The sequence below is a fragment of the Kitasatospora sp. NPDC087271 genome (assembly GCF_044744605.1).
Lineage (GTDB): Bacteria > Actinomycetota > Actinomycetes > Streptomycetales > Streptomycetaceae > Kitasatospora.
Genome location: NZ_JBIUYQ010000011.1, coordinates 87,098 through 102,312, shown reverse-complemented (window position 1 = coordinate 102,312; position 15,215 = coordinate 87,098). Strand labels below are relative to the sequence as shown.

Here is a 15,215-nt window from a genome sequence, read left to right as displayed (position 1 = left end):
AGCGGTGTTCATCTGAGCGTTATTTGAGCATGACCTGCTATGTTTTGCCCGATTTAAAGAGAAATGCCCCGGCCGTCCGTCCACATATTGGACGAATCGACCGGGGCCTGCCCGGAAGCGGGCACGATCAGTCCGCGATCGCCTCCAGGAGCGTCTCCTGGAGCGCTCCCAGCCAGACGTACGCCATCACCAGCGGCTTGCGGTCGTCCTCGTCCGGCAGCTCGTAGAGCGCCTCGTCGTCCTCGCTGACCTCCAACTGGACGCCCAGGGTCAGCCGCAGGTCGTTGAGCGCGCCCAGCCAGCGCAGGCCGTCGGCGGGGTCCAGCTTGACCACCCCGCCCTCACCGCCGAGCCGGTCGAGCATCCGGACGACGTGCAGGGCGTCCTCGCGCTTGCGGGTCCGCAGGTCCACCTCGGTGTAGCGGCGGAACTCGCCCGAGGCGGCCCGGCTCTCCTCGTTCTCCGGCCCGGCCGGGTCGCCGTAGGCGTCCGGGAAGAGCCGGGCGAGCATCGGGTTGGCCGGCGCCTCGGTCGGGCCCTCGGCGAACAGCGCGGCCAGCGGATCGCCGCCGTCCCCGCCCGGGCCGGGCCCGATCAGCTGCAGGATCCCCACCTCCAGGGAGCGCAGGATGGAGGCCTCCACCTCGTCCAGCGCGATCGCCGCGCTCCCGCCGCCGGCACTCTCGAACAACCCAGCCATGTCTATCGGTCAGCCCGTCTTCGTCGTCTCGGGTGGGGTACCGGCTCCGCGGCCGGTCGCGCCGCGGTCCGCACTGCGCCGGTCGCACTGCGGTCAGTCGTGCTGCGGTCAGTCGTGCCGCGGTCAGTCGTGCTGCAGCGTCGCCCAGAGGCCGTAGCCGTGCATCGCCTGGACGTCGCGCTCCATCTCCTCGCGGGAGCCGCTGGAGACCACCGTCCGGCCCTTGGTGTGCACCTCCATCATCAGCTTCCTGGCCTTGTCCTTCGGGTAGCCGAAGTAGGCCTGGAAGACGTACTGGACGTAGCTCATCAGGTTCACCGGGTCGTTGTGCACGATGGTCACCCAGGGCGTGTCCGGCTCCACCACCGGTAGTCCTTCGACCTCCGGGCGCTCGATCTCCACGGGCGCGACACTCACCGCCGGATCCTCCTCGCTGCGCAGTCCGTCCACGCCTCTTCAGCCCCATGCTGCCATCCGGGGGACCCCCGGGCGATTCCGGCCCGGCTCGCAGCACGAGAAATCGTCACTCTGACGCTAAGTGGTAGTAGCATCATCCGCATGGACGCCACTTCAGTGCGCGCGGCCGGTTCGACCGCGCTCCTCACCGACCGCTACGAGCTCACCATGCTGCAGGCCGCCCTGCGCAGCGGGGCCGCGCACCGCCGCTCCGTGTTCGAGGTGTTCACCCGCCGCCTGCCCAGCGGCCGCCGCTACGGCGTCATGGCCGGCACCGGCCGGGTGCTCGACGCCATCGAGGACTTCCGCTTCACCACCCCGCAGCTCGACTGGCTGGCCGGCCAGGGCGTGGTCGACGACGACACCCTGCGCTACCTCGCCGACTACCGCTTCGCCGGCGACATCCACGGCTACCCCGAGGGCGAGGTCTACTTCCCCGGCTCGCCGCTGCTCACCGTCGAGGGCAGCTTCGCCGAGGCGGTGATCCTGGAGACGGTGATCCTCTCGATCCTCAACCACGACTCCGCGATCGCGGCCGCCGCCTCCCGGATGACCGCCTCCGCCGGCGGCCGCCCGGTGATCGAGATGGGCGCCCGGCGCGCCCACGAGCAGGCCGCCGTCGCCGCCGCCCGGGCCGCGTACGTCGCCGGCTTCGCCGCCACCTCCGACCTGGAGGCCGGCTTCACCCACGGCATCCCGACCACCGGCACCGCCGCCCACGCCTTCACCCTCGTCCACGACAGCGAGCAGGACGCCTTCCGCGCGCAGATCGCCTCCATGGGCAAGGGCACCACGCTGCTGGTCGACACCTTCGACCTGCGCGAGGCCGTCCGCACCGCCGTCGAGGTGGCCGGCCCCGAACTGGGCGCCGTCCGGATCGACTCCGGCGACCTCACCCTGCTGGCCCACCGGGTCCGCCGCCAGCTGGACGACCTCGGCGCCACGAAGACCCGGATCATCGTCACCTCCGACCTCGACGAGTACGCCATCGCCGCGCTCGCCGCCGCCCCGGTGGACGGCTACGGCGTCGGCACCAGCCTGGTCACCGGCAGCGGCCACCCGACCTGCGCGATGGTCTACAAGCTGGTCGCCCGCGCCGAGAGCGCGGACGGGCCGCTGGTGCCGGTGGCCAAGCGCGCGGCCGGCGGCAAGACCAGCATCGGCGGCCGCAAGTGGGCCGCCCGCCGGCCCGACGCCGACGGCGTCGCCGAGGCCGAGGTGGTCGGCACCGGAGCGGTCCCCGCCGACCTGGAGCCGCACCTGATGCAGGTGCCGCTGGTGCGGGCCGGCCGGGCCGTCGGCCGCGAACCGCTCACCGCCGCGCGCGAACGGCACATCCGGGCCCGGGCCGCACTGCCGCTGTCGGCCACCCAGCTCTCCAAGGGCGACCCGGTGCTGCCGACCGAACTCGTGCTCTGACCCCGCCCCGGCCGACCGGCGCGGACCGGCGCGGACCGGCGGACGGCCCCGGGGCCGTGCCGCCGGTTCCGGGCCGCCGGTCCGCCGCGGATCGCCGGTTCGCCGTCGCCGCGGTTCACCCGGTTCACCGGTCCGCCGCGGTTCGCCGGTTCGCGCCGGGCGCCGGCCCGGGGTCCGCCCCAGGCCTTCCGCCCCCGCACGCCACTCCCTAGAGTCAGCCGTAGAGTTCCCCCGGAGCTCCCCGAGAACCCCCGAGCCCCGCCGCGGGCCGAGTACTCCCGAGGGCTCCCCCCACCAGGGCGCCACCACGGCCGCCCCCCACATCCGAGGATGCGAGCCATGCACCGGGCACTGATCGTCGTCGACGTGCAGAACGACTTCTGCGAGGGCGGCAGTCTGGCCGTCGCCGGCGGCGCCGAGGTGGCCGCCGCCATCACCGATCTGATCGCCGAGTCCTCCCCCGGCTACCAGCACATCCTCGCCACCCGCGACCACCACATCGACCCGGGCGACCACTTCTCCACCGAGCCCGACTACGTCACCAGCTGGCCGGTGCACTGCGTGGCCGGCACCGAAGGCGTGGGCTTCCACCCCAACTTCGCCCCGTCCGTCATCTCCGGCGCGGTCGAGGCGGTCTTCGACAAGGGCGCCTACTCGGCGGCGTACAGCGGTTTCGAGGGGCTGGACGAGAACAACCGCGGCCTGGTGGAGTGGCTGCGCGAACGGCAGGTCGACGAGATCGACGTGGTCGGCATCGCCACCGACCACTGCGTCCGGGCCACCGCCCTGGACGCCGCCCGGGCCGGCTTCACCACCCGCGTCCTGCTCGACCTCACCGCCGGGGTCGCGCCGGCGACCACCACCGCCGCGCTCGCCGAACTGCGGGCCGCCGGAGTCGAGTTGGTCGGCGCCCCGGTGGTTCGGGCGTAGCCCCGGCTCCGGTTCGGGAGCGACCCCGGGCGCGGCTCGGGTGCGACTCGGGTGCGGCCCCGGATCCGGAGGCGGACGGATCCGGCCCGGAGCTAACCGACCATCAACTCCACCACGTCCGAACCGCCCACCCGGTGGGCCTCGCGCAGTTCGGCGCCGACCGCGTCCCGGTCGGCCGCGAGCCGGGCACCGGAGACGTACACCACCCGGATCCCCAGGTACTCCATCCGGTGCTGGCCGCCGCGCACCCAGGCGGCCTCGCCCTCGCTGACGCAGCGCAGGTCCGAGTCCACCTCCACGGCGACGCCCTGCTCCGGCCAGTAGAGGTCCGGGACGGCGATGTACGTGCCGCCGCGCATCCGCAGCTCGGGGCCGACCAGCGGGACGGGCAGCAGGCACTCGTCCACCAGTTCGCCGACCCGCTCCAGGACGAAGTCCCGCTCACCGGCCAGCAGTTCGTCCAGGGCGGCGCGCACCCGGGGCTCGCCGGTCAGCCCGGAATCCGTCAGCTCGGACGCCAACTCCCGTACGGTGCACGGGCCGTCTGGCCGCGAGACGGCCTCGCGCAGCAGCGCCCGCACCGGCACCGGGGTGCCACCCTCCTCCGCGGTCCACTCGCACAGCGCGTCCGCGACCGCCCGGGCGACCGGCGCGCAGGCCAGGCCGTGCACCGAGCGGGCCACCAACTCCCTTTCGGTGCGCCGGATCCGCACCTCCCCGGCGTCCTTCAGCCGACGCTGGCGGGGCACCAGGACGTCCACCCCGGTCACCGCCGGCAGCCGGGGCACCGCGGCGAATCCGTACAGCGCGAGCGCGGCCGCACCGGTGATCACCGCGCCCTCGCGGCGGCCCTCCTCGCGACCGTTCTGCGCCGCGTACAGCAGGGCGGCCCACATCCGCTGCTCCGGGGTCGGCCCGTCGGACTGCAGCAGGTACACCCGGGGCAGCAGCCTCCGCCAGGGCCCGCCGCGACGGCAGTGCTCGGTGATGACCCGGGCCGGCACGCCCCGGGCACGCAACTGGCTCGCGGTGACGACGTTCTGTTGACGCTTCGCCAGCTCCTCCAGGGACGGCGGCGGCGTGGGAATCCGGTAGCTCATGCGGACACCATCCCCAACCGCTCCGACCCGCCACCGGCCACCTGACGCACTGTTACCCAACCGTCGCGAAACCGGGATCAGCTCGCACTAAAGTCCCCATACCCTCACTCAATCGGAGTAATTGACGGTCGTCAGGTTGTCATATCTGATCGAACCCGATCGCCCACCAGGCCGCCTGACCCAGAGTGACCAAAGGCATACGCCGGGAGACCCTTCAGGCGTCAAACCCGCCCCGGGAATTGCCTAGGCTTGCGTCATGTCACGTGACGAGACCGCCGGCCTCCGCGCGGCCCAGCTCCGCCTTGGCCGTCTGCCCGGATACGTCCGCCGCCCGGACCCGGCCCGCCGCAGCGGCGAACAGGGCCATACGTACAAGAAGGGCTGGGAGGTCCGCTTCACCGCCCGCAGCGAGGCCGAGATAGCCGAGATCCGCGACCTCGTGGTCGCCGCCGGGTTCGCCCCGGCCAGACCCTTCTTCAAAGGCCACCAGCTCATCCAGCCGGTCTACGGCATGGCCGCCGTCCAGGCCTACCTGGCCGCGAGACAGGCGGCCGAGGAACACGCCGCCCGCACCGCGCTCGGCCGCCGCCGACGAACCGCCGGCGGACACCCCGCCACCGGACACCCCACCGGCGCCGCGCACCCCGCCACCGCCGGGTATCCCGGCGGCGCCGCGCACCGGTGCGAACACGAGGAGGCCGCCGCCGAGGCCGCTGCGGCGACTGCGGTCGCAGCCGCCACCGCCGCCCAACTCGCCCGGCGGCGGGCCATCGACTCCTTCCCCGCCCAGGTCGAACGGAGCAGCGCCGTCGACGACCGCCTCTCCCCGACGGAGGCCCGACCGCAGTCCTGACGGCAGACCACCCCACCCGCGCCTCGACCCCCGGGCCGGACGGCCCCAGGCCGCCGAGGCGTGGCCGACGTGCACGGTGGCGGCCAGCAGGCGCGGGACCGTCCGGATCAGCGCCTGCTCCGCCCCCTCGGCCACCCGGTGCGCCGCCGCCACGGCGAGCGCACCGCCCACCCACCACCCCTGCCGCCACGCCCACCTCGGCGCGCAGCGCGTCCACCTCGCATCCACCGCCCGTACCCACCGCCCGCACCCACCGCCCGTACCCGGGCTGCGCGCCCCCGGTGGAGACATGCACGTCGGAGTCCACCCGGCCCGTCACGCCACGCCGGAACGGGCGCGACCGAAGGTGTGGTTGCGCGGACGGTTGTGCGGCCGCAGCTTCGCGCCGTGGGCGTGGACGCCAGCCTCCATAAGCCCTACGGTGGCACATCAACCGTCCTGCAACCACGGCCCTTCTGCACCCCCTGACCAGCCGCGACGCGCTCGCAACTACACCCCCCGCACCACTGCGCCACCCTCCCCCACCGATCCCCCGCCCGGCCGCCCCACCACCGCCGCACCACCACGCCCCACCGGTCGACACCGGAACCGGCCGAGCGGCGGCGGGTTCCGGGCATTCAATCCGATTGGTAACCCAGCGCACCGAGGGCATATCGTAGAGTGAGCGCAGATGATCGACCGTCAGCCACCCATCTCCCTTTCCGAGAAGCCGAGATGACCAACCGTCACGCGAGTTCCGCCGAGCCGCCCCCGAGGCCCGGTGAACCGGAGGACGTACCACTGGAGTTCGCCGCCTTCTGCGAACTCCACCGCCCCCGGTACCTCAGCTACGCCCGGGTGTGGCTGACCGAGCACAGCAGCGCGGCCACCGCCGTCCAACAGGCGTTCGCCGAAATCGCCGTCCAATGGCGCGAGTTGCTGGGCAGCTCCAACCCCACCGCGAACGCCTGGCAGATCCTGCGCAGCACCGTCGCCGACCACACCCGGCACGTGCCCGCCGCACCGGACCGCCACCCCGCCGACGACGACCTGGCGATCCTGCACTACGTCGTCGGCCTCGCCGCCCCCGAGATCGCCGACGTCATCGGCACCGACACCGCCAGCGTCGCCGGCCGGCTCCGGCGCACCATGCTGTGGGAGGCCTCCGGCTGGTGAGCCCCCTCAGACCCGCTCACCCGTCACGTCGAACAAGTGATGCACCGGGTCGTGGATCAGATAACGGGCGAACGACTCCACCGTGAACCGTGCCCCGTCACTACGGCCCCCGGTCCGCCCCCACTGCTCGCCCGCCACCCGCCCGAACGCCGCCGCCAGCGCCTCCGCGGCCGCCGCCAGCTCCCCGGCCACCACCGCCGGCACCTGCTCCCCGTACCGCTCGGCGACCGCCGTCTCGTCCTGGTCCCAGTTCGGGAACAGCGGGTCGTCCTCGGCCAGCATCAGGTCCAACCGGACCCGGAACAGCCGGAACACGTCCCGGACATGGCACGCGTACTCCAGCCCCGACCACACCCCCGGCCGCGGCCGCCGACGCAGACCCTCCCCGGCCCCGGCCAACAACGCCACCCAGGCCTCCGCATTGGCCCGGACCATCCCCGCGACGTCCTCCCGCACCACCGCCGGAACGTCCAGCCCACAATCCGGACACGGGCGTTCCAACACCCACGTCCAGTCCTTGCCGTCCGGCACGACCACACCCACCGGATCCACGCCACGCTCAGAAGCACTCATGACCCCAGCATGGCCACCCCACCACCCGCCCCACCAGCGGCAAGGACGCCAACCGCCACCAAAATGCTGCCACCCCGCCCGCAGCCCTCAGCCACCCGCACCCCTGCGCCGCCGCACCCGCACTACCCACACCACGACCGCCACCACCCCGCCGACCAGCACCCCCCACAACGCCACCCCCACCGCAACCCCGACCCCGAACCAGCCGCCCCCGCCGGCCCCACCGGCCCCAGCCGCAGGCACCACGGCCTCGCCACCCGGCGGCTCCGTCACCCCGTCCCCCGCAGCCCCCCGCGACTCCGCCCGCCCCACCAACGGATTCTCCCGAGACCCGCCGTCCACCCCCGGATCGGCCTCCAACGCCTTCGCCGGCGCCAGCACCCCGAAGCCGTACCTGCTCCCCGGCACCGCCGACCCGTCCTGCGGCGGCGTGGCAGTCCTGATCATCCGATTGATCACCTGCCCCGCCGAAAGCTCCGGATACTTCGCCCGGATCAACGCGGCGGTGGCGGAGACGTAGGCCACGCCATCGGACGTCCCCTGGCTGATGCCATAGCTCGAAGTGGACTTCACCGACGCGTGGTAGATCTCCACTCCTGGGGCTGCCAGTGTGGTTTCGGGTCCAGCAGTCGCTTTACTCCACAGCTTCCCCTGCTCGTCGACCGCGGTCACAGCGACCACACCTGGGAATGCGGCAGGGTACTCAACGGAACCGCTTTCGCCGTTCCCGGTGGCTCCGACGAGGACGACGTCCTTGGACACCGCATAGTCGATCGCCGCGCGGGCCTGTGAATCGAGCCCTGAGTATCCGCCGATCGACATGTTGATGACCTTCGCGCCATGGTCGGTCGCATACCGCACGGCAAGCGCGATGTCGGACTGGTCGAGTTGCGGAGATTCGCCATTGGTCCTGATCCGCACTGGAAGAATCTTGGACTTCGGCGCAAGACCTACGACTCCAGCCTGGTTTCCATGCCCGTGACCCGCGATAAGACTTGCGATACCAGTCCCATGGCCGAGCGAGTCAGTCCTACCATCGGACCTCGCCCCGGAGAAGTCGGCACCTGGCAACACTTGTCCCGTCAGGTCTTGGTGATCCGGCATCACCCCGCTGTCGACAACCGCGACGACAACACCCTCACCCTGGCTCTGGGGCCAGATCCGTCGCTCGACGTCGAAGGTGCGCAGCACCCACTGCGAGTCCCGGACCTGGTCAGCCCCCGCAGGAGAAGCGGCTGCCCCCCACAGCACCGCCCCGGCAATCAGTACGCCCGCGCTGCGTACCAGTCGGCCACTCGACAAGTTCACCCCAGTCAGCGATTCGCCCCCAGGCTCTCCGTCCTCCGGGACATCTGGATCGTTCTTTCGGCACATCGGCGGAGATCATTCATTCCACCACGTTCGGATTGACCTGCTTGTCCGACTCCCAGGTCTCGGCGTCTTCGACAAGGTAGTCGGGCCGTTTGCCGCCCTTCTCCTTGTCGTTCCTACTGCGCCGGCCGTCTCCCATACCCACCAGCGGGCCCATAGCGCCCGTCGTTCCCGACCCGGGCTCAGCCCTGACCCGGTTCCGCGCTCCGAGCCCGGAGCCCCCTTCGGTGAAGGCCTGTCGACCACCCTCACGGTCTCCTGGACGACCACCTCCCCCGACGACGCCACCGGACCTACCTGGGAATCTGCTTTCGAACCTACCGTCCGGAGCCGCTCGACCGACCGCTCCGAAGCGGCCCTCCACTTCACCTGTGCTTGGAGGACTCCCCGTTCGCTGTGCTGGACCGGCCATCTCGTTCTCCCGGCCAATCACGCCCTTGGCAGCGGCCTCACGACCGATCTCGTAGCCACCCGCACCGACGACCTGCCCTTGGGGGCCCTTCGGCACTCCAGGACCGCCGCCTGACGTCACGGGGAGCGAACTGTTGGGAGGTGCGCCACCCGCACTCGGGGCCGTTCCCGTTGGTGTGGCATCAATACCGGTTCCGATTCCAGGTCCAACACCCGATCCCAGAACTTCCCCACTCGCGGCACCGGAAACAGCATGGTGCCCGGATAGCAGCGGCCTGGGCTCCGCTTGCGCGGTTCCTCCCCTGATCCCGGAGTCGGTCGGTACCACCGTCCTGATCACGTTCGAACGTGGTGCCGTGGACTTCCCGACGGACTTCCGCGTCTGCGGCGCCGAACCAGCCCCCCTCGCCGAAGCCACACGGTCGCCGGAGACGATCGCGCTGGCCATCGCGGCGCCCACCGCTGCGGCCGAACCATCGGGCTCGGAATTGGTTGGCGCATCTCTGTCCTCGTTGCGAACAGGACTTTTCGACGGGGTTCCCGGTGGGGGTGGCGGCTTCAGGGTGGGGGTGGCGATGCGGTAGTGCATGGCGAGGGTTTGCATGACGGTGGCGGCTTCGGCTTTTCGGCGGTCGGCGACGGGGATGTGTTCGTCGTCGCCGCCGAAGACGGAGGAGACGCCGTCGCCGACGGTGTCCTTGACCTTCTCCCAGGTGCTGGGTTCCTCGGGCATGTCGCGCTTGGCCTTGGCGATGGCCTCGGACATGTTGTGGAGGGTGTTGGCCGCGTCGTTGGCGTAGGAGGCGGCGTTGTTGATGCTGTCGGCGAGGTGGAGCATGCGGGTGTGGAAGGCGTCGCTGGTGGTGCCTTCCCAGGTGACGGCGGCTTCGGTGCTGGCGCGGGTGAGGGTGGCGCGGATGGCTTTGAGGGTGTCGGCGGCGTGGCGCCAGGGGTCGCCGGCGGCCATGACTTCGCCGGGGTTGAGGGCCTGGGCCATGGTGCGGAGTTGGGCGTGGCTGTAGGTGGTGAAGTCGGTGTAGGCCATGGGGGGTCGCCTCCGTTCGGGCTCGGCCGGTGGTGGCCGGGGGTCAGGGGGCGGGTGGGGCGACGGTGTGCTCGTAGGCGGCCTTGCTGCTGGCGGAGGGGTTGGCGACGGACCAGCCGTCGTCGCCGAGTTTGAGTTTCTTCGCGGTGTGCTGGTCGTGTTCTTCGTAGGTGGTGGCGGTGAGTTCGGCGTTCTTCTGGGCTTCGTCGACGGCTTGTTGGAGTTGGTTGAGGACGTCGCGCAGGCCGTCGCGCATGGTGTTGTAGCGGTTGTGGATCTCAGTGGCTTCGGCGAAGGTGCCGAAGGCGGTCTTGCCGATGCCGCTGCGCCCGTGGGTGCCGGTGCCGTCGGCGTGGTGCTGGAATTCGGCGAGGAGGAGCCGGACTTGGGCGGCGAAGGCGCGGAGTTGTTCGATCTCGACGCGGTAGCCCCGGCCGGCGCCTCCGGTCGTACCGGTTCCTGTTGCCATTTCGGCGCCTCCCCCGTGCGTCCGTGGGTCGCTGCCGGGGTTGGGCCCCGGTGTCTCATGTCTAACACACGGGGCCCGAATTCCGCCTGGTACCTGGTCAGTTCGCAGGCGTCCTCGCGTGGAGGGCGTCGGCGAGGGCGCGGCGGCAGAGGGAGTCAGCGTGCCGGGTGGTTTCGGGGAGCCGGTAGTGGGGGGCGAGTTGGAGGGTGGTGCGGACGGCGGTGTCGAGGCTGATGCGGTGGCCGACGGAGACGTAGACGGGTTTGACGCCGGGCCGGGTGCGGAGGGCGCGGCCGACTTCTTCGCCGGTGGCGGGGTCGGTGAGCGGGGTGGTGGAGCCGCGGGGGGTGTCGGGGTCGTGGTGGTGGAAGGTGAAGGGGGTTTTGGCGACGCCGAGGGTGCGCAGGCCGGTGAGGACGCCGAGGTGGCTGGCGAGGCCGAGGCGGCGGGGGTGGGCGAGGCCGTAGCCGTCGCAGACGACGGTGTCGGGGGTGCGGGTGAGGGCGGCGAGGGCGTCGAGGACGGCGGGGAGTTCGCGGAAGGCGAGCAGTCCGGGGGTGTAGGGGAAGGGGATGCGGCCGACGGCGGTGGACTGTTCGACGACGGCGAGGGTGTCGTGGTCGAGGAGGACGGCTGCGGCGGCGACGAGGTCGTGTTCGTCGTCGTAGGCGACGTCGACGCCGGCGATGAGCCGCCCGACCCCGCCACCGCCACCGCCGGAGCCGGAACCAGAACCGGAACCTGAGCCGGAACCGTCGGGGTCGTCGGAGTCGTGGGTCTGGACGAGGGGGCGCAGGCGTTCCTGTTCGGCGAGTGCCTGGGCTTCGGTGGTGGGCCAGTCGGCGGGGATGGGCACGGGTGTTCCCCCGGGTGGGTGGGGCGGGCGCGGTCGGGTTCACCGTACCGAGGGGGCGGACGACCCCGGGGTGAGCCTGTGCGCCCCCCGTGCTCCCGGTCCGGCGGGTTAGCCTGGACTTACCGAACTCCCTTGCCGGGCAGCACTTCTGGGACCGGCGCCATTCCCGCTCGTTCCCCCCGACGTGCGAAGGACCCCCGCCATGCCTCGTCCGTCCGCTGCCCAGTACTGCCTCGGCTCGTTCACCGTCGTCGCCGCCACTCTGGCGCTGCTGGCCGTTTCGGGCGCCTCGGGCGTCCTGGAGGTCGCGGTGCTGGAGGGGTTCGCCCTGGCGCTCGGCACCGTGGTGACGGTGTTGTCGGTCGCCGTGTCCGGCCGGTCGGCGGCGAGGGCGGGAGCGGCCTCCCCGGCCCCGGCCGGACACGAGTACGCCCGGCAGCGCTAGCAACGCCAGTCCGCCGCCGGGCGTCGCAGCCCGCTCGGCCGGTCAGTCGGTGGTGACCACCACGGTCTTCGCGGCCTTGTCGTGGATGCACTGCCGGTAGGGCTTGTCGAAGACGCCGAACATCCCGTCGATGATCCACCAGAAGGCGGCGCAGCAGATCACGGCCGGGAGGATGTAGACGGCCGCGCGGGTCCAGGCGGCGCCCTGGGTGGGCTTGTTGCCGTCGATCAGCATGGCGACGCGGACGTGCATCGCCTTCTTGCCGAGGGTCTGGCCGTCCCGGCCCAGCATCAGGCCCTCGTAGAGGAGGTAGATGCCGCAGCCGAGCCAGAACGCGCCGACCTCGCCGGAGCGGTTGCCGAAGTCGGCGAAGGGGGCCACCACGATCACGGCGACGGCCTGGACGAGGAGGTAGTCGATCAGGCGGGCGAGGATGCGCCTGGGCCAGCTGCCGATCGGCGGCATGCCGGGGACGGGTCCGGCGCCGGGGGTTCCGTAGCCGGGGGTTCCGTAGCCGGGCGGGGGCTGGTCGTAGGGGTTCTGGCCGTAGGGGCTGCCGCCGGGCGGGCCGCCGTAGGTGCCGCCGTACGCGCCGGGGCCGTCGGACGGGGTGCCGGAGGCGCCATCGGACGGGCCGTCGACGGGCGGCGGGGCGGGCGGCGGGTTCGGGTCCGACGGCCGGTCTTCCGGCGTGCCGCCGCCCGGCTGCGGGGACTGCTTGTCGAAGGAGGGCTGGCCGCCCCCCTCCGGCTGGGAGCCTGAGGGGTCGTGAGTGCTCATCCGTCGAGTAGAACATCACACATTCTCGCCGTTTGGGACATTCTGTCCGTTTTGCCGCCAGGGCCGGGCGGCGCCTCCGCTCCGGATGGTGCCTCCGCGCCGGGAGCCGACCGCCACGCCGGGAGGCCTCAGTCGCGGACCACCCGGGTGCGGGCGGCCCGGTCCTGCCAGCCGCGCCGGGCCGGGCGGTCGAACACGGGCCAGACCAGGCCGACGAGCAGCAGCAGGCCGAGCTGCCTCACGGCCCACCGGAGCAGCGAGCGGCCGAGGCTCAACCTGGTCCGGGCGCCGGGGGCGGCGGCGTCCGCCACCCGGATCCGGGCCAGCCGTTTGCCGAAGGTCTGGCCGGTACGGGCGGTCGGCAGCACCTCGTAGAGCAGGCTGACGAAGAGCAGGATGCCGAGCAGGACCGCGACCTTCCCCAGCACCACGTCGTCCACCAGCCAGACCTGGACCTGGCGCCGGGTGAGGGAACTGGCCATCCTGGCCTGGTCGAGCTTCTGCTGGAGGTGCTCGGACGCCGAGCGGCCGAGCGGGATTCCGGCGGCGACGGCGACCACGAGGAGTACGACGGTGTCCACGGCGCGCGCGGCCAGCCGGCGTCCGAGTCCGGCGGGCGTCACGGAGGCGGGCACGGTGGGGGCAGGCGCGGCCGGGGCGGGTCGGCGCCGCGCGACGGCCTCCCGGGCCGGGCGCACGACCGGCAGCGACCCGGCGGGCGCGGCAGGCGCGGGGGGTCGGCCCTGAGCCCGGACCGGAACCGCTCCGGCGGCGACCGGGGCCGGTACGGCGGGCTCGGGCTCGGACGCGGACTCGACGGCACGCCCGGCCCCGCGCACAGCCGCCGGAACGGACGCCGCGACGGGTGACGCAACGGGCGACGGCGCCTCCCGCACCGCCACCGCCGCCGGGACGGTCGCGGGCGCTCCGGAGGCGACGGCCACCTCCACCCCGACCGAAGCGGCGGCCGGCCTTCCGGCCGAAGCCCGGGCCGGAACAGCAACCGAAGCGCGGACCTCCCTCGCGCGCCCCTCCTCCCCGTCGGGCGCCCCCGAAAGCACCCCCCAGGAGACCCGGTGCGGCTCGCCACCCGTCTCCATCAGCCCCCGCTGCGCCTGCGGAACGGCCTGCCAGCCGAGCTCCTCCACCTCGCCCTGGCCTGCCACACCCCCGGCCGCCGAAACCTCGACCACCGGCTCGCCCAGGACCGCTTCGCCCAGGACCGCCTCGCCGAAGACCGGCACCTCGACCGCCGCCATCTCCGACCCGGACGCCCCAGCCATCCCGGACGCCCCAGCCACCCCGGACACCTCAGGGTTCTCGGACGCCTCCGGCTCCCCGACCGTCCGGAACACCGGCCCGCCGATCACCTCCGCCACCCGCGACCCGAGGACGAACTTCGCCCCGCCCGCGGTCTGGTCGAAGTACACCGGCCCGGTGTCCCCGCCCCCACCCCCGCCGTGCGCGGTCCCGCCCCAGGACGGCTCCGGGGACGCCGCCTCCGGAACGGCCGCCTCTGGCACCGCCGGTGGCGGCACCGCCCGCGCCGTCCCCGCCGCGCCGGCGGCGGGCCGCCGGGACGCGAACCGGGGCGGATCCAGCACCTCACCCTCGGCGGGTGCGAGCCGGCTGGTGCCCGGCACCCAGGCCGAGCCGCCCCAGTACCGGACGAAGCCGGGAATGGAGGGGTCGGGGTAGTAGCCCGGCTCGGGTCCGACGGCCGAGTCGCCGGCGCCGGCGAAGGGGCGGTCCGTCATGGGGTCTTCTCTCCTGGCGGGTCCTGGCGGGGCCGACACGGCACGCCCGCCCGGCGCACCCGCGAGCCGTCCGGCGCGCGTGGGTGGGGGGCACCGCCGATAGGCGGACAGTCGCCGGACAGTCACAAAGGGTAGTGCCTCGTCGAGGTGCCGACGGAAAGTTGGTCAATCACCGGACAGCGGAGGGCCCTCCGGGGTAAGGGCGGCCGAACCGTCCCGGCGCGCGGTGGGCGTCCGCGCGCCGCGGTCCCCACCGGTCACCACCCCGCGTCCCACCACCCGTCGCCTCGCCACCCCGCGTCCCACCACCCGTCGCCTCACCACCCCGCGTCCCACCACCCGTCGTCGAACTTCCCGAAGAAATCCCGGAAACGTGTGTAAGAGCCGGCGTGGACCGCCCTCTCAAAGGTCACCGGGCCCGGAACCGGGCAGGAACCCAAGGCCGAGAGGAAAACGATCATGGAGCGCCCCACCAGCGTGGTCGAGCACGAACTGGAGTTGAACCTGGTGCTCTCCCCCGAGCACAGCGTCCCCGTCCCGGCCCGGCTGTCCTACGGCAGCCACGACCCGTACGCGGTGCACATCACCTTCCACCTGGACACCGGCTCCCCGGTGACCTGGGTGTTCGCCCGCGAGCTGCTGGTCGAGGGCACCTTCCGGCCGTGCGGCCAGGGCGACGTGCGGATCTGGCCGACCCGCTCGGGCCGGCGCAGCGTGCTCTGCCTGGCGCTGAGCTCCCCGGCCGGCGACGCCCTGCTGGAGGCGCCGCTGCCGGTCGTCGCGGCCTGGCTGGAGCGGGCCCACCGGCTGGTCCCGCCGGGCAGCGAGATGGCCGCGCTGGACATGGACGGCTCGCTCGCGGACCTGCTTGCGTGAGCACGCGCACGACCACCAG

16 protein-coding genes are annotated in these 15,215 nt (G+C 72.8%); 6 read left to right on the top strand and 10 right to left on the bottom strand.

Features of this window, described 5'->3' with window-relative positions; all coding sequences use genetic code 11:
* Nucleotides 1–127: 127 nt before the first annotated feature.
* Together ACIO9K_RS20075 and clpS are read right to left on the bottom strand one after the other, a co-directional pair.
* Nucleotides 128–700 carry a DUF2017 domain-containing protein gene (locus ACIO9K_RS20075; RefSeq protein WP_400331506.1) on the bottom strand — a complete coding sequence of 191 codons (573 nt, stop codon included), beginning with the start codon at nt 698–700 and terminating at the stop codon, nt 128–130.
* 123 nt (nt 701–823) lie between these two features.
* Complete coding sequence (clpS, locus tag ACIO9K_RS20070) at nt 824–1,117, bottom strand: ATP-dependent Clp protease adapter ClpS (protein ID WP_063351371.1); 294 nt, start codon at nt 1,115–1,117, stop codon at nt 824–826.
* A gap of 141 nt (nt 1,118–1,258) precedes the next feature.
* Here clpS and ACIO9K_RS20065 point away from each other — a divergent pair, with 141 nt between their 5' ends.
* Nucleotides 1,259–2,575 (top strand): nicotinate phosphoribosyltransferase, encoded by a 1,317-nt coding sequence (locus ACIO9K_RS20065; RefSeq protein ID WP_400331504.1) that lies wholly within the window; start codon nt 1,259–1,261, stop codon nt 2,573–2,575.
* 339 nt (nt 2,576–2,914) lie between these two features.
* A complete protein-coding gene (locus tag ACIO9K_RS20060; RefSeq protein WP_371518686.1) occupies nt 2,915–3,505 on the top strand; it encodes an isochorismatase family protein in 591 nt (196 codons plus the stop codon).
* Nucleotides 3,506–3,597: 92 nt separating this feature from the next.
* Here ACIO9K_RS20060 and ACIO9K_RS20055 read toward each other — a convergent pair whose 3' ends face one another.
* Nucleotides 3,598–4,605 (bottom strand): hypothetical protein, encoded by a 1,008-nt coding sequence (locus ACIO9K_RS20055; RefSeq protein WP_363620079.1) that lies wholly within the window; start codon nt 4,603–4,605, stop codon nt 3,598–3,600.
* A gap of 256 nt (nt 4,606–4,861) precedes the next feature.
* On the opposite strand from ACIO9K_RS20055, the gene ACIO9K_RS20050 reads away from it, so the two are divergent.
* Both ACIO9K_RS20050 and ACIO9K_RS20045 read left to right on the top strand, forming a co-directional pair.
* Complete coding sequence (locus ACIO9K_RS20050; RefSeq protein ID WP_363620081.1) at nt 4,862–5,458, top strand: hypothetical protein; 597 nt, start codon at nt 4,862–4,864, stop codon at nt 5,456–5,458.
* Between the two features lie 714 nt (nt 5,459–6,172).
* Nucleotides 6,173–6,613, top strand: coding sequence for a hypothetical protein (locus tag ACIO9K_RS20045; protein ID WP_063349204.1), 441 nt, complete (start codon nt 6,173–6,175; stop codon nt 6,611–6,613).
* A 6-nt stretch (nt 6,614–6,619) separates the two neighbouring features.
* Here the strand turns inward: ACIO9K_RS20045 and ACIO9K_RS20040 are convergent, their stop codons facing one another.
* The 5 genes from ACIO9K_RS20040 to ACIO9K_RS20020 form a co-directional block, all read right to left on the bottom strand.
* Nucleotides 6,620–7,186 carry a DinB family protein gene (locus ACIO9K_RS20040; RefSeq protein WP_400331499.1) on the bottom strand — a complete coding sequence of 189 codons (567 nt, stop codon included), beginning with the start codon at nt 7,184–7,186 and terminating at the stop codon, nt 6,620–6,622.
* 87 nt (nt 7,187–7,273) lie between these two features.
* The gene (locus tag ACIO9K_RS20035) at nt 7,274–8,560 is read right to left on the bottom strand and encodes a S8 family serine peptidase (RefSeq protein WP_400331497.1); all 1,287 of its coding nucleotides are present in this window, start codon (nt 8,558–8,560) and stop codon (nt 7,274–7,276) included.
* A gap of 13 nt (nt 8,561–8,573) precedes the next feature.
* On the bottom strand, nt 8,574–10,013 hold the full coding sequence (locus ACIO9K_RS20030; protein WP_400331494.1) for a WXG100 family type VII secretion target: 1,440 nt from the start codon (nt 10,011–10,013) through the stop codon (nt 8,574–8,576).
* 43 nt (nt 10,014–10,056) lie between these two features.
* Complete coding sequence (locus ACIO9K_RS20025) at nt 10,057–10,482, bottom strand: hypothetical protein (protein ID WP_363620086.1); 426 nt, start codon at nt 10,480–10,482, stop codon at nt 10,057–10,059.
* A gap of 97 nt (nt 10,483–10,579) precedes the next feature.
* Entirely contained in the window at nt 10,580–11,338 is a 759-nt protein-coding gene (locus tag ACIO9K_RS20020) for an endonuclease V (RefSeq protein ID WP_400331491.1), read from the bottom strand.
* Between the two features lie 202 nt (nt 11,339–11,540).
* Here ACIO9K_RS20020 and ACIO9K_RS20015 point away from each other — a divergent pair, with 202 nt between their 5' ends.
* Nucleotides 11,541–11,783, top strand: a complete 243-nt coding sequence (locus tag ACIO9K_RS20015) for a hypothetical protein (protein WP_400331488.1) — start codon at nt 11,541–11,543, stop codon at nt 11,781–11,783.
* A 42-nt stretch (nt 11,784–11,825) separates the two neighbouring features.
* Here ACIO9K_RS20015 and ACIO9K_RS20010 read toward each other — a convergent pair whose 3' ends face one another.
* Together ACIO9K_RS20010 and ACIO9K_RS20005 are read right to left on the bottom strand one after the other, a co-directional pair.
* The gene (locus ACIO9K_RS20010; protein ID WP_400331485.1) at nt 11,826–12,563 is read right to left on the bottom strand and encodes an RDD family protein; all 738 of its coding nucleotides are present in this window, start codon (nt 12,561–12,563) and stop codon (nt 11,826–11,828) included.
* Nucleotides 12,564–12,691: 128 nt separating this feature from the next.
* On the bottom strand, nt 12,692–14,320 hold the full coding sequence (locus ACIO9K_RS20005) for an RDD family protein (RefSeq protein ID WP_400331482.1): 1,629 nt from the start codon (nt 14,318–14,320) through the stop codon (nt 12,692–12,694).
* Between the two features lie 459 nt (nt 14,321–14,779).
* Here ACIO9K_RS20005 and ACIO9K_RS20000 point away from each other — a divergent pair, with 459 nt between their 5' ends.
* Nucleotides 14,780–15,196: an SsgA family sporulation/cell division regulator gene (locus tag ACIO9K_RS20000; RefSeq protein ID WP_063349195.1), complete on the top strand. Its 417-nt coding sequence runs from the start codon at nt 14,780–14,782 to the stop codon at nt 15,194–15,196.
* Nucleotides 15,197–15,215 lie beyond the last annotated feature (19 nt).

Bases quoted from the DNA above. Each gene is read 5' to 3' on its own strand.
- ACIO9K_RS20025 (WP_363620086.1), bottom strand. From the start codon at position 10,482: ATGGCAACAGGAACCGGTACGACCGGAGGCGCCGGCCGGGGCTACCGC.
- ACIO9K_RS20000 (WP_063349195.1), top strand. From the start codon at position 14,780: ATGGAGCGCCCCACCAGCGTGGTCGAGCACGAACTGGAGTTGAACCTG.
- ACIO9K_RS20005 (WP_400331482.1), bottom strand. From the start codon at position 14,320: ATGACGGACCGCCCCTTCGCCGGCGCCGGCGACTCGGCCGTCGGACCC.
- ACIO9K_RS20010 (WP_400331485.1), bottom strand. From the start codon at position 12,563: ATGAGCACTCACGACCCCTCAGGCTCCCAGCCGGAGGGGGGCGGCCAG.
- ACIO9K_RS20030 (WP_400331494.1), bottom strand. From the start codon at position 10,013: ATGGCCTACACCGACTTCACCACCTACAGCCACGCCCAACTCCGCACC.
- ACIO9K_RS20060 (WP_371518686.1), top strand. From the start codon at position 2,915: ATGCACCGGGCACTGATCGTCGTCGACGTGCAGAACGACTTCTGCGAG.
- ACIO9K_RS20045 (WP_063349204.1), top strand. From the start codon at position 6,173: ATGACCAACCGTCACGCGAGTTCCGCCGAGCCGCCCCCGAGGCCCGGT.
- ACIO9K_RS20035 (WP_400331497.1), bottom strand. From the start codon at position 8,560: ATGTGCCGAAAGAACGATCCAGATGTCCCGGAGGACGGAGAGCCTGGG.
- ACIO9K_RS20050 (WP_363620081.1), top strand. From the start codon at position 4,862: ATGTCACGTGACGAGACCGCCGGCCTCCGCGCGGCCCAGCTCCGCCTT.
- ACIO9K_RS20065 (WP_400331504.1), top strand. From the start codon at position 1,259: ATGGACGCCACTTCAGTGCGCGCGGCCGGTTCGACCGCGCTCCTCACC.
- ACIO9K_RS20075 (WP_400331506.1), bottom strand. From the start codon at position 700: ATGGCTGGGTTGTTCGAGAGTGCCGGCGGCGGGAGCGCGGCGATCGCG.
- ACIO9K_RS20055 (WP_363620079.1), bottom strand. From the start codon at position 4,605: ATGAGCTACCGGATTCCCACGCCGCCGCCGTCCCTGGAGGAGCTGGCG.
- ACIO9K_RS20015 (WP_400331488.1), top strand. From the start codon at position 11,541: ATGCCTCGTCCGTCCGCTGCCCAGTACTGCCTCGGCTCGTTCACCGTC.
- ACIO9K_RS20040 (WP_400331499.1), bottom strand. From the start codon at position 7,186: ATGAGTGCTTCTGAGCGTGGCGTGGATCCGGTGGGTGTGGTCGTGCCG.